Raw genomic sequence first — 11,254 nt, forward strand, 5'->3', positions numbered from 1 at the left:
CCGGTAGCGTGAAGTAGCCGCCGGGGGTCAAAAATCGGTCAGTGAGGACTGTCCGCGTCGTGTTGGACCTGTTGGCGGTCCTGTATCTCTCTCGTCGGCTGTGGCGTCGTTCGTCGCCGAGTCGTCAGGCTCGTCCGAACTGACGGACGCACCGGTTCCGCCGCCGCCCCACGAGTCGAGGTTCGCCTGTTCGCGCTCGGTGAACTCCAGATTCGACACGCGCACACCGACTTTCCGAACGCGGGCGTCTTCGAACTCGGCGAGCAGTTCCATCGCGGTCGCCTCCAGCAGTTCCGGGTCGTCGACCGGCCCCGGCAGCGACCGCTCGCGGGTGTTCACCTCGAACGGCGGTTCGACCGCCTTGATACCGATTGTCCGGTACAGCGCACCCTCGCGCTGTGCCCGGTCCGCGACCGCCTGTGCGAGGGTTCTGACTTGCTCGCGCTTCGGTTCTGGCTCGGATACCGGGTCACCGAACGCCGATTCGCGCGAGAAGCTCTTGGGCAACCCGCGGGGCGTCACCGGCCGGTCGTCGATGCCCCGGGCGCGGTCGTGGAGTTCTCGCCCGCGCGAGCCGAATCGGTCGCCGAGGTCTACCCGGTCCGCGGCCGCGAGGTCGCCCGCCGTCTCGATGCCCTCCCCCCGGAGTTTGCGAGCAGTGACCGGACCGATGCCGTGAATCTCCTCGACCGGGAGCGGTGCGAGGAACTGGCGCAATTCGTCCGGTTCGACGACCACGAGTCCGTTCGGTTTGTCGTGGTCGCTGGCGACCTTCGCCGCGCTCATGTTCGGCGCGACCCCGACGCTGGCGACGACGCCAACCTCGCGCTCGATTCGTTGTTTGATGTGCCGGGCGAGGCCCTCGGCGACGGGCCACGCGGTCCGGTCCGTGATGTCCAGATACGCCTCGTCGATGCTCACCTCGCGGACCACGTCGGCGCAGTCGTGCAGGATGGCTTTGACCTCGCTCGCGACCTCAGAGTAGTAGTCGAGGTCGACCGGCCGGTAGTACGCCGTTTCCTCGACCGGCGTCGAGTCGGCAGCGGTGGCCCGCCGTGGCATGCGGTCGAGTGCGGTCGTGATTGCCTGCGCACTCTCGACGCCGAAGGCTCTGGCCTCGTAGCTCGCGGTGGCGACCGCGCCGCCGTCGTCGCCGGCTTCGTAGCCCATGCCGACGATGACCGGTTCGCCCCGCAACTTCGGTTCGCGGAGTCGCTCGCAGCCCGCGTAGAAGCAGTCCATGTCGACGTGACAGACGATTCGCTCGGCGTCTTCCGGGTCGGGTGCGACGCCCGGGAGTCGTTCGCCGGTGTGTCCGTCGGAGTCGACCATCCGTCTCGGCCGGGTGTAGGGAAGGGGCGGGGTTGAACGTTTTGTCCGCGGTGTCTGGTGACTTTCGGGGTGCGTCGACGACTGCACCGACACTCTGGCGCGCGCTGGCGAGCGTGTCTGCGCCGTGGCGCAGACCGCGAGCAGAAATCGCGCGAGGTCGCCGTGAGCCTGCGAACGGCGGCAAGTGAGAGCGTGCTCTCACGAGGGATGAGCATCGCAGGCCGCAGGCCGAGAAGCGGAATCGGTTGGGGAGGCTGTGGCTGCGGTCATGTACCATCGGCAGTAGAGGGCAAAGACGCTGAACTACCACCCCCAGCTACGAAGAAACGGACAGCAGCAAACCCGAGACCGGCAGAAAAATCACGAAATTTGTTTGAAACCGAGTACTCAGACACCGAGCGTCGCTTTCGCGAACGCGAGTCCGTTCTTCATGCGCGACGGCCGCGCGACACGTTCCAGTTCGTCACGCGTGAGTTTGAAGTCGAAGATGTCGATGTTCTCCTCGATGTGTGACTTGCTCGTCGCCTTCGGGATGACTGCGAGGCCCTTGTGCTGGGTGGCCCAGCGAAGGGCGACCTGCGCGGGCGTCTTGTCGTACTTGTTCCCGAGGATGCGCAGCACGTCGTCGTCGAGGATACCGCCGGTGCCGAGCGGCGAGTACGCCGTGAGCATGATGTCCGTGTCCTGGCAGTAGCGCAGGAGTTCGCGCTGGGGCTTGTAGGGGTGGAACTTCACCTGGTTCGTGAAGATGCGCTCGGGCGATACGCGCTGGGCCTTCATCAGGCGCTTCTTCGAGAAGTTGGAGACGCCGACGTGGCGGACCGACCCTTCCTCGACGAGGTCGGCCATCGCCTGCATCGTGTCGCGCAGGTCGACGAGCGGGTTGGGCCAGTGCAGCAAGAGGAGGTCGACGTAGTCGGTGTCGAGTTTGCGCAGGCTGTCGTCGACGGAGCGCTTCAGTTTGTCCGGCGCGAAGCGGTCCGGGCGGACCTTCGTCGTGAGGAAGACGTCTTCGCGCTCGACGTCGGCGTCGTGGAGGGCGTTGCCGACGTACTGCTCGTTGTCGTACGCCTGTGCCGTGTCGATGTGGCGGTAGCCAGCGTCGAGTGCAGTTTTGACAGCGCCGTAGCACGTCTGGCCGGAGAGCTGCCACGTACCGAGGCCGATTTTGGGGACCCGTTCGTCCTGAACGGTCGTATACTCCATGCGCAATCTTGGGCCGTCAGCGGTATAACGGTTGACCAATCGACCGATAGCGTCAAGATGATTCGGTCGCCCACCACGGACGATGGGCTACGACGCGGTGGTGTTCGACAACGACGGCGTGCTGACCGAACTGACGGCCGTCTCGGTACTTCGAGCGGCGTCACGAGAGACGCTCGAAGCACACGGCGTGACCGACCCGACGGACGAGGACGTCGAGACGATTACGCTCAGTGCCAAGTCGGCAGCACTCGACCGGTTGGGCGCGAAGTACGACCTCGACGTGGACGCGCTCTGGGCGACGCGTGACGGGACGGCAGCCGCACACCAGATCGCCGAGATTCGTGCGGGGCGGAAGGCGCTGTACGACGACTTCGACGCGGTGCGCGCGCTCGACCAGCCACTCGGTATCGTCTCCAGCAACCAGCACGAGACCATCGAGGCCATCCTCGCCGAGTTCGACCTCCACGACCTGTTCGAGACGTACTACGGGCGAGAGCCGACGACCGAGAGCATCCGACTGAAGAAACCGAACCCGCACTACATCGACCGCGCGCTTTCCGACCTCGGGACGCGCGACGCGCTGTACGTGGGTGACAGCGAATCGGACGTGGTCGCGGCCCAGAACGCGGGCATCGACTCGGCGTACGTCGCGCGCCCGCACCGACCCGCGGACTACCTCGACGTGGAACCGACGCACCTCCTCGACGGACTGGACGACCTGCACGACATCGTCTGAGTCCCGACTCGACGGTGCATCCGTCTGTTTTCGAGACACTCGCGGTCGCTGTTTAGCCGTGTTCAATCATCCTTATATGCTATTCAATCTTATAATGATTTGCCAGTAAGGCTTAAATACGGAAGTTGTGCTACAACATATCACATGAAACGCGACAAGCGGACCATGAAAGATGTCAGTCACACGCCACCGAACGGAACCTCAGTCACCAACGTCTGGGACCGAGGGGCGGAGCGAACCGAACGACGAAACGACGACTAACGCGCGCTAGGCCCGTCGCTTCTCTAGTGGCTTGATTTCCCAAGCCACCACTATATATATACCAGTACGTTTAGGCAATCCAACCGAAATTATCCTTCCACAGGAACGTTTTAGGTAGATGAATCCGCATATGTGTACGTGGCATCTACTGATCCATCCCCGGCTGGTGAACGCACAGCTCGACTGTGGGTCCGGTCGCACTCGCCATTCGGCGCTGCTCCCAAGCGCGCAACAGTGCTCGATTCGCTCGAAGCACTCGAAGACGGCGGTTACTTCGAAGACGTGACCGCGCGACTCTGGGGCAAGCGCGTCGGCCTGTCGACGATGGCCTCTCGAACGGAAGAGGGCGCAGACATCCTCGACAGCGTCGCAGAATTCCGCGCGTGGGCTGACCGTACCGGCGCTCGAATCGAACAGTTCTTCCCGACCCGACAGATGGAGTCGAAGCTCGTCGAAGAGCGCTACATCGTACAAGAACTGCCGACGCTGGCACTCGCAGAGTACGAGGACGGCGAACTCGTCCACGTCACGCCCTGCGTCGCCGACGGGTCGGTCGAGACCGTCGAAGACCGTGTCTCGACGATTTCGGCGATGGCCGACATCGAAGCCGCTCGTGAGAGCGAGCGCGACGGTTCGGAGCGAGAACTCGCACCGGCGAAGGTGCAGTAGGAATGTCGGTGTACGTGGGGTCCAACGGACAGTACTACACTGCATCCGAGGTAGTGGAATACATCGAGCGCGGGAAGTGGACGCCGTGCTTGTGGGAGCGAGACACTGGTCGGGAACTCGTCGAGGACCGACGAGGCGAGATGTTGTTGCTCGTCCCGACCGACCAAGCCGATTTCGAAGCGTCGTTCGAAGCCGAACCGTCGCCCTGACCGACTGCGTCGTTTTTCGTCTCCGGTCCGGTCAGCGGGTGTCGTCGTTCGTCGCCCGTCGTTCGTCGCCCGTCGTTCGTCGTCACTGGAGAGACGCTGGACAATCGACCGTTTGCAGCCTCGCGACGGCTCAGGAATGAGAATCGGAACGGAGCGGTTCGGGCGTCGCCGTGGCAACACTCGGTGACCCCCCGTGCTTGACAGCGTAGCCGGCGCTCCCGGGTGTCGGATAGTTCCGCCGCGGGTTGTAGTGCCAGGTGACGAGCCCGCAGTCGTCGGTGCGGTCTGCGGTGAACGTCTCGAAGGTCTCGTTCCAGCCGACGTGGTTAGAGAGGAGTATTCCACCCGAGGAGAGGTACTCCCACGCGAGTTCGAACTCGAACTCCATCGTCGCCGAGGAGTGGTCGGAGTCGTGGTAGAACAGGTCGACCTCACCGATGGAGTCGAGGAGCGCTGGCAGTTCCTCTCGACTTCGCCCGAACGACAGTTCCCAGTGTTCGTGGAGGTCCTCCGGAATCAGCCAGCCGGGCTGGCGCGACGACGGGCACCGAGCGCTTCCTTCCTCTGAACACGACGGGCGAGTCCGCCGCCAGCGCTCGAACGCCGGGTCGTCGTCGCTCATCGTGCGCAGGTGTGGGGACGGGTCGATGGAGTAGAGCGTCCCGTGTCCGTTCTGGTCGAGCGCGTAGAGCAACGAGGCCGTGGAGACGCCGTTGTACACGCCGGTCTCGACGAGGACGTCTGGCTCGTACTTTCGGACGTACGCGTATGCCTTCTGACACTCTTCCAGGTGGGAATCGAACAGTCGTTTGTCGCCGTCCAGTTGCTGCAACGCGTCGCCGATGGCGGGTGGAATCCGACCGTGATCGAACTCGTCCCTGTAGGCCAGGAACTCCTCGTAGCCATCGAAGAATCGCTGGATGAACGCCTCTTCCGTGTCCTGCTTCTTCTTCCGGTCCGTCCACGACAGGCGCGGGTCAACCCGATAGTACCACTTCTGGACGACGGGCTGGAAGCGCGACGGGAGCCTGTCGTACATCGCGTGGACATCGGGGAATTCAATCATGTCTGATAGATTCATGGGTGGAGGTCGACCGTAGACATTTTGCCGTTCACAACGTTCGTATTTTGTTACAAACGTCTTACAGCGGCGACAGGGGACGGTTTGGAACTATCCCATCGATTGAGAACGAGCGTATGGAATCTGTCTGACTACTCGCCGTCTGGGACGGTTCGTACTGCCACCGATACTCGCGGTGGGCGTTCTACAATCCGTATCGCATGCCAGAACGTCGGCGACGCTTTCAACCCGCAAGAGCAGTGTTACTCCAGAGTACGGTGGTGATACTGGCACTACTGCGGTACGCTGAGCAGTCGTGACGCGTTGAAAATCGTCGGTCTGACGGGCGGTCACCGCGCGCCGGCGGTCACCCCGGGGAGAGAACACCCGGAGACGAATGGGATAAGTCACCGCCGTCCCGAGGTCCGCACATGCAGGCGCTGGTCATCGTGGCACACGGGTCGCACCTGAACCCCGAGTCCAGCACGCCGACGTACACTCACGCCGAGACCATCCGCGAGGCGGGTGGCTTCGACGAGGTGCGCGAGGCGTTCTGGAAGGAGGAACCGAGCTTCCGCGAGACGCTTCGAACCCTCGAATCGGACGAGGTGTTCGTCGTCCCGCTGTTCATCAGCGAGGGCTACTTCACCGAGGAAGTGATTCCGCGTGAACTACGCCTCGACGACTGGGACCCCGACCTCTGGGAGTCCGACGGGACGAGCGCGTCGCAGGCGACGCTGCACCCGACCGACGTGGACAAGACGGTCCACTACTGCGGACCAGTCGGGACGCACGACGCCATGTCCGATGTCATCGTCAAGCGCGCACAGACCGTCACCGGAGACGACGATGTGGGCGAGGGCTTCGGGCTCGCCGTCGTCGGCCACGGCACCGAACGCAACGAGAACTCCGCGAAGGCCATCGAGTACCACGCGGACCGCATTCGCGACATGGCCCGGTTCGACGAGGTCCACGCGCTGTACATGGACGAAGAACCGGAAGTCGACGACGTGACCGATTTCTTCGACGCGCCGGACATCGTCGTCGTCCCGCTGTTCGTCGCCGACGGCTACCACACACAGGAGGACATCCCGGAGGACATGGGCCTGACCGACGATTACCGCGAGGGCTGGGAGACACCAGCCGAGGTCGACGGCCACCGCATCTGGTACGCTGGCGCGGTCGGCACCGAGGCACTCATGGCCGACGTGATACTCGAACGGGCACAGGAAGCAGGTGCCTCGGTCGACGAGACACTGGCGCGCGTCCGCGAAGCGACCGGCGGCGTGCCGTCGATGGGTGACTGACGATGGCGGTCACACAAGCCGTCGAGACCGACCAGTTCGAGGCGCTCATCGAGACGGTCAGAGACGGCCCTATCGACTTCGACGGGATGTGGGTCGGCTACGAAGACGACGGCTACGTGTTCGAGATTTCCGGCTTCACCCGCAAGCACCTCTCCGAGGGCGAACTCGACCACGTCTGCCAGGTCAACGCCGACTGGGTGACGAACTGGCACTTTTGGGAGCAAGTAGTCGGCGGGCACGGGACGGCTCGGCGCGCGTTCCTCCGCAAGTTGGAATCGGCCGACGAACACGCGGTTCCCGACCGGTACGAGGCACTCGACGACGAGTCGCTCGTCACCGAGTGGGGACAGGTCCAGATCACGGTCTCGCTCGGCGAAGTCGGCTACCGCCGCTACGAGGTCCGCCACGTCGACGACGCCGAGGCCGACCGGAACGACCTCGAAGCGCACGACGAACCCCGGGCAGCCCGCGAACTGGCGAAATACGACGACCGCGGTCGGTACCGGCCGCTGAAGACGGCGCCCACGCTCCGCTCGGGTTTCGTCTTCCCCGACCTGACCAGTAGCGAGTTGCGCGACGTCCTCGACTTCTGCTATCCGGCGACCGTCGCCAACTGGCACCGCGAGCAGCAGGGCGAACTCGACGTGAGCCACTGGACGGAGACGGCCGAGCGCCAGACCGGGATCTACGACATCGTGGACGAACTCCCGCGCGAGGCGGTCGAGTGGGTCGCCGAGGCCTGCTGTGTCGACTCGCAGTGTCTGAAACGCCGCGAGTGGCAGTACGACGAGGACGACGACCTCTCGGTTCCCGGCGGCGACGGGGCGTTCCCCTGCCGCGAGCCCTGTTCGCTGGTCGTCGCGGCCGCCCGCAAGTGGACCAAGCTGGAAGAGGAGGAGGAGCACACCTACGAACTCACGCTGACCGAGAGCGAGAAAGAGCAGGTTGAAGCCATCATCGACGCAGTGTCCGAAGGCACCGTCGACGAGATTCGTGAAGCCGACGTGTACAAGGGCGCAAACCGCTACAGGGCGCGCTATCTGCGAGCGAAGCGATTCGACGAGGACGGGCACCTCGGTCACTTGGCCGAGGACGCCAGCGACGACTGAGCGAGCGCCAGCCCGTTCAGTCGCTGTGACACTTATCGGTACAACAGTACGAGCGCCGCGACCACACCGACGACGACGACGAGCGCCCCGAGCAGTACCTCGATTCCGCCCGCGACCAGTGCGGCACCCAGTGCCAGCACGAGGGCGAACACCGCGAGAACGACGACCGGGAGCGAGTCACCGAGGTCGAGCGAGTCGAGTGGACTTCCCGAGCGCGACTGTGCCGCTGGCGCATCGGTCGTCGCAACGTCGGCGGTCGCCGCATCGGCAGTCGCGGTCTCGGCCTGTAGCTCGGTGAGCGTCACCGGCACGTGCGTCTCCTCGGCACCGTATGCCGTGACGACTTTGAGTTTGCCGGACACTGGCCGTGGCGCGTTCTCGGCGACGGTCACCTGGAACGCGGCGGACGAGTCTGTCTCGACGAAGTGGTTCGTCTCGTCGATGGCGGCGACTCGCGCGAGGTCGTCGTCCAGATTACAGTGCACGTGGACTGCACGCCCGTGATTGCGGAGTACGACGGCGAACGACCCGTCGGTCTCGAACGCCTCGTAGGCGGGCTCGATGCTATGCAACTCCGTCTTGCTGATGTCCAGTGGGAGGGAATCGGTCGACATTCGTTACACCTTGGTACGAGAGAGAATCAGGCCGGGACGTCGTCGCGCATGTCCGGCGGCAGTAGGTTCGGGATACCGTCTTCGATGGGGTAGGATTCGCCGCAGTCGGTGCAGACGAGCGACCCCGAGATGATTTCTTCGTCGTCGCGTGTCTCGTCTTGGAGTTCCAGTTCACCCTTGTCGAGGGGACAGCAGAGGATGTCCATCAGAGATTCCTTCATACCAGCGGTGTTGGCGACGGCAAGCAAAAGGTTTCGGGAAATACACGCAGCCCGTCGTGCGCACTCGGCCAACCTCGCGGTATAGCGAACGAATCGAGCAGAAGACAGATACCGAGACTGACCGAGCGTGTACATATGCCTGCCCGGACACTCCTCGTCAGTGCCTTCGTCGTCGCCCTCCTCCTGTGTGGTTGTGCTAGCCCGTTCGCCACGGAGCCCACATCCACGGCGTCCGATTCGCCGCCGACGGCAGAACTCCCTGTCGAGACCGTGAGTCAGACAGTCGAGACAGCAGTACCGACCACGACGAAGACGGCCGCGACTTACGGAACCAGTCGCACGCGAATCGTCCTCCTGGTCGAGTCGGAGGCGTCCGAACCACACAACGTGACAATACGCCTCCAGCCGGATGGCGGTGAAGAGCGGACGGAATCGTTCGTCCTCGAGCCGTCCGACTCGTACGAAGTTCCACGTGAGGCGGACGTGTATGCGGTCGAAGTCCTCGTCGACGGTGAGACGGTCTTCGACAAGCGTTTCGGCGAGTCCGAGGAGTACTACGTCACGATACGGTCGGACGGAAGCGTCGGCGTCGACGGGTCCGTAGTCTAACGCCGCGGGAAAACCGCAGAAAGGAGCAAGTCGTCCTGCAGTCAGAACGGGTCGTCCAGCACCAGCGTGTCGTCGCGGTCCGGTCCCATGCCGACACAGAAGAGGTCGGCGTCGAGTTCTGCGGAGACGTAATCGAGGTAGGTCCGGCAGTTCTCGGGGAGGTCGTCCCACTCTTCGACTGCACTCCAGTCGACGGGGTCCCAGCCGTCGAAGGTGCGGAGGTTCGCCTCGCACTCGCCCCACTGCTCCGTGGTCGAGGGCATCGTGAAGATTTCCTCGCCGCGGAAGTCGTAGGAGTGGCCGACTTTCACTTCGTCGAGTCCGGCGAGCACGTCGACGTGGTTCACGGCGATGCCGGTAAACCCGTTTGCGCGTGCGGCGTGGCGAAGCATCGGCATGTCGAGCCAGCCGACGCGGCGCGGGCGGCCGGTAACGGTGCCGTACTCGCCGCCTTCCTCGCGGATGTACGTCGCCAGTTCTTCGCTCTCGGAGCCGTCGCCACCCTCGTAGCCGGGGGTGTGGCCTTCGACGCCGCCGAGTTCGGTGGGTAACGGACCCGTACCCACACGCGAGAGGTAGCCCTTCACGATGCCGATGACCTCGCCGTCGCCGACGACGGTCGGCGCGAGACCGGTGCCAGTGCAGGCACCGCCGGTCGTCGGGTTGGAGGAGGTGACGTACGGATAGATTCCGTGGTCGATGTCGATGCTGGTGCCCTGTGCCCCTTCGAGCATCACTTCCTCGCCGTCGGCGAGTCGCTCCGCGAGGAACTCGCCACAGTTGACGGTCATGTCGTTCTCGGCGAGTCGCTCGCCGAAGGCGCGGTACTGGCCGAACAGCACGTCGATGTCGAATTCCTCGCCCGTCTCGACGCCGTAGACGTCTTCGGCGAGGGCGCGTTTCTGCGGCACGACGTACTCCAGTCGTGCGCGAAGCATCTCGGGGTCGAGCAGGTCGCCGACGCGAACGCCCCGGCGGCCGGCCTTGTCCTCGTAGGTGGGGCCGATGCCCCGCCCGGTCGTCGCGGCTTCGAGGTCGCCCTCTGCCTTCACGTCTTCCTCGATACCGTCCAGCACGCGGTGATACGGCAGGATGACGTGTGCTCGCTCGGAGACGCGAACGTCGGGGTCGAGGCCCCGCTCTTTCAGCTCGTCTATCTCGTCGAACAGCGTCGCCGGGTTCACGACGCAACCGTTCCCGAGGACGCCGATCTTCCCGCGAACGACGCCGCTCGGCACGAGCGAGAGCTTGTACTCGGTCCCGCCGTCGACGACGGTGTGGCCTGCGTTGTCGCCGCCCTGATAGCGGACGACTACGTCGGCTCCGTCACCGTACAGGTCGACCACGCGACCCTTGCCCTCGTCGCCCAGTTGCGACCCGACTATGGTTACGGTCATTTACACCGTCGGATTCTGTCGCTCGTTGTAAACCGGTTTCGGTACGAAGAGCGTGGTTTTACACGTGTAAACGAGGCTGCATGGCCTTCCGGTGGGGGACGTTCCCACTGAACAAAAGACATATAATAACCCCTTGCTAAGCTTCCAATTCACCCATTTTCGCGTGCCACCGGGACGGTAAGGTTTAAAACCCACGCAGACAAGTTAACAAATGCCATGATAGACCGACTTGAGAAGGAAGTCGATATGTTGGAACGCCACCTTCAGGTCCTGAAGATGGTAATAGAGAACGAACCAATCGGCATCGTCAAGATGTCGAACGAGACGGGCTATCCCCACCACAAGGTTCGCTACTCGCTGCGCGTCCTCGAAGAGGAGAACCTCATCGAGCCGTCCAGCCAGGGAGCGATCACCACGGAGCGCACCGCGGAGTTCGTCGACGAACTCGACGGTAAGATCGACGAGATCGTCCAGAAGATGGACGGCATGAAGATCGAAGAGACCGCGGAAGTAGAGAACTAGAT

General features: G+C 63.7%; 14 protein-coding genes. 8 read left to right on the plus strand and 6 right to left on the minus strand.

Annotation, left to right across the window (positions count from 1 at the left end):
- Window positions 1-27: 27 nt before the first annotated feature.
- Together dinB and ACSC1P_RS00640 are read right to left on the minus strand one after the other, a co-directional pair.
- A complete protein-coding gene (gene dinB, locus ACSC1P_RS00635; protein WP_435358189.1) occupies window positions 28-1,332 on the minus strand; it encodes a DNA polymerase IV in 1,305 nt (434 codons plus the stop codon).
- Between the two features lie 387 nt (window positions 1,333-1,719).
- Window positions 1,720-2,538: an aldo/keto reductase gene (locus tag ACSC1P_RS00640; RefSeq protein ID WP_435358190.1), complete on the minus strand. Its 819-nt coding sequence runs from the start codon at window positions 2,536-2,538 to the stop codon at window positions 1,720-1,722.
- An 82-nt stretch (window positions 2,539-2,620) separates the two neighbouring features.
- Here ACSC1P_RS00640 and ACSC1P_RS00645 point away from each other — a divergent pair, with 82 nt between their 5' ends.
- The 4 genes from ACSC1P_RS00645 to ACSC1P_RS00655 all read left to right on the plus strand — a co-directional run bounded on the left by ACSC1P_RS00645 (window position 2,621) and on the right by ACSC1P_RS00655 (window position 4,413).
- Window positions 2,621-3,274, plus strand: a complete 654-nt coding sequence (locus ACSC1P_RS00645) for an HAD family hydrolase (protein WP_435358191.1) — start codon at window positions 2,621-2,623, stop codon at window positions 3,272-3,274.
- A 144-nt stretch (window positions 3,275-3,418) separates the two neighbouring features.
- Window positions 3,419-3,535 carry a DUF7989 family protein gene (locus ACSC1P_RS22110; RefSeq protein ID WP_492764731.1) on the plus strand — a complete coding sequence of 39 codons (117 nt, stop codon included), beginning with the start codon at window positions 3,419-3,421 and terminating at the stop codon, window positions 3,533-3,535.
- Between the two features lie 138 nt (window positions 3,536-3,673).
- A complete protein-coding gene (locus ACSC1P_RS00650) occupies window positions 3,674-4,204 on the plus strand; it encodes an HTH domain-containing protein (protein ID WP_435358192.1) in 531 nt (176 codons plus the stop codon).
- A gap of 2 nt (window positions 4,205-4,206) precedes the next feature.
- On the plus strand, window positions 4,207-4,413 hold the full coding sequence (locus ACSC1P_RS00655) for a hypothetical protein (RefSeq protein WP_435358193.1): 207 nt from the start codon (window positions 4,207-4,209) through the stop codon (window positions 4,411-4,413).
- Between the two features lie 130 nt (window positions 4,414-4,543).
- Here the strand turns inward: ACSC1P_RS00655 and ACSC1P_RS00660 are convergent, their stop codons facing one another.
- A complete protein-coding gene (locus ACSC1P_RS00660) occupies window positions 4,544-5,479 on the minus strand; it encodes a class I SAM-dependent methyltransferase (protein ID WP_435358194.1) in 936 nt (311 codons plus the stop codon).
- A gap of 425 nt (window positions 5,480-5,904) precedes the next feature.
- On the opposite strand from ACSC1P_RS00660, the gene ACSC1P_RS00665 reads away from it, so the two are divergent.
- Both ACSC1P_RS00665 and ACSC1P_RS00670 read left to right on the plus strand, forming a co-directional pair.
- The gene (locus tag ACSC1P_RS00665; protein WP_435358195.1) at window positions 5,905-6,780 is read left to right on the plus strand and encodes a CbiX/SirB N-terminal domain-containing protein; all 876 of its coding nucleotides are present in this window, start codon (window positions 5,905-5,907) and stop codon (window positions 6,778-6,780) included.
- A 2-nt stretch (window positions 6,781-6,782) separates the two neighbouring features.
- Window positions 6,783-7,889 carry a DR2241 family protein gene (locus ACSC1P_RS00670; protein WP_435358196.1) on the plus strand — a complete coding sequence of 369 codons (1,107 nt, stop codon included), beginning with the start codon at window positions 6,783-6,785 and terminating at the stop codon, window positions 7,887-7,889.
- Window positions 7,890-7,921: 32 nt separating this feature from the next.
- On the opposite strand, the gene ACSC1P_RS00675 is transcribed toward ACSC1P_RS00670, so the two are convergent.
- Together ACSC1P_RS00675 and ACSC1P_RS00680 are read right to left on the minus strand one after the other, a co-directional pair.
- Complete coding sequence (locus ACSC1P_RS00675; RefSeq protein WP_435358197.1) at window positions 7,922-8,503, minus strand: DUF7524 family protein; 582 nt, start codon at window positions 8,501-8,503, stop codon at window positions 7,922-7,924.
- A 26-nt stretch (window positions 8,504-8,529) separates the two neighbouring features.
- The gene (locus ACSC1P_RS00680; protein WP_435358198.1) at window positions 8,530-8,724 is read right to left on the minus strand and encodes a methytransferase partner Trm112; all 195 of its coding nucleotides are present in this window, start codon (window positions 8,722-8,724) and stop codon (window positions 8,530-8,532) included.
- A gap of 135 nt (window positions 8,725-8,859) precedes the next feature.
- Between ACSC1P_RS00680 and ACSC1P_RS00685 the strand changes: the two genes are divergently transcribed.
- The gene (locus tag ACSC1P_RS00685) at window positions 8,860-9,333 is read left to right on the plus strand and encodes a hypothetical protein (protein ID WP_435358199.1); all 474 of its coding nucleotides are present in this window, start codon (window positions 8,860-8,862) and stop codon (window positions 9,331-9,333) included.
- Between the two features lie 41 nt (window positions 9,334-9,374).
- Here the strand turns inward: ACSC1P_RS00685 and ACSC1P_RS00690 are convergent, their stop codons facing one another.
- Complete coding sequence (locus ACSC1P_RS00690; RefSeq protein ID WP_435358200.1) at window positions 9,375-10,730, minus strand: adenylosuccinate synthase; 1,356 nt, start codon at window positions 10,728-10,730, stop codon at window positions 9,375-9,377.
- 216 nt (window positions 10,731-10,946) lie between these two features.
- Here ACSC1P_RS00690 and ACSC1P_RS00695 point away from each other — a divergent pair, with 216 nt between their 5' ends.
- Window positions 10,947-11,252 (plus strand): hypothetical protein, encoded by a 306-nt coding sequence (locus ACSC1P_RS00695; protein WP_435358201.1) that lies wholly within the window; start codon window positions 10,947-10,949, stop codon window positions 11,250-11,252.
- Window positions 11,253-11,254 lie beyond the last annotated feature (2 nt).

This window comes from Haloarchaeobius caseinilyticus, from assembly GCF_051207395.1.
Taxonomy (GTDB): Archaea; Halobacteriota; Halobacteria; order Halobacteriales; family Natrialbaceae; genus Haloarchaeobius.

Excerpts from the sequence above, each read along its gene's own strand:
- dinB (WP_435358189.1), bottom strand. The coding sequence starts at position 1,332 with ATGGTCGACTCCGACGGACACACCGGCGAACGACTCCCGGGCGTCGCA.
- ACSC1P_RS00640 (WP_435358190.1), bottom strand. The coding sequence starts at position 2,538 with ATGGAGTATACGACCGTTCAGGACGAACGGGTCCCCAAAATCGGCCTC.
- ACSC1P_RS00645 (WP_435358191.1), top strand. The coding sequence starts at position 2,621 with ATGGGCTACGACGCGGTGGTGTTCGACAACGACGGCGTGCTGACCGAA.
- ACSC1P_RS22110 (WP_492764731.1), top strand. The coding sequence starts at position 3,419 with ATGAAACGCGACAAGCGGACCATGAAAGATGTCAGTCACACGCCACCG.
- ACSC1P_RS00655 (WP_435358193.1), top strand. The coding sequence starts at position 4,207 with ATGTCGGTGTACGTGGGGTCCAACGGACAGTACTACACTGCATCCGAG.
- ACSC1P_RS00660 (WP_435358194.1), bottom strand. The coding sequence starts at position 5,479 with ATGATTGAATTCCCCGATGTCCACGCGATGTACGACAGGCTCCCGTCG.
- ACSC1P_RS00665 (WP_435358195.1), top strand. The coding sequence starts at position 5,905 with ATGCAGGCGCTGGTCATCGTGGCACACGGGTCGCACCTGAACCCCGAG.
- ACSC1P_RS00670 (WP_435358196.1), top strand. The coding sequence starts at position 6,783 with ATGGCGGTCACACAAGCCGTCGAGACCGACCAGTTCGAGGCGCTCATC.
- ACSC1P_RS00675 (WP_435358197.1), bottom strand. The coding sequence starts at position 8,503 with ATGTCGACCGATTCCCTCCCACTGGACATCAGCAAGACGGAGTTGCAT.
- ACSC1P_RS00680 (WP_435358198.1), bottom strand. The coding sequence starts at position 8,724 with ATGAAGGAATCTCTGATGGACATCCTCTGCTGTCCCCTCGACAAGGGT.
- ACSC1P_RS00685 (WP_435358199.1), top strand. The coding sequence starts at position 8,860 with ATGCCTGCCCGGACACTCCTCGTCAGTGCCTTCGTCGTCGCCCTCCTC.
- ACSC1P_RS00690 (WP_435358200.1), bottom strand. The coding sequence starts at position 10,730 with ATGACCGTAACCATAGTCGGGTCGCAACTGGGCGACGAGGGCAAGGGT.
- ACSC1P_RS00695 (WP_435358201.1), top strand. The coding sequence starts at position 10,947 with ATGATAGACCGACTTGAGAAGGAAGTCGATATGTTGGAACGCCACCTT.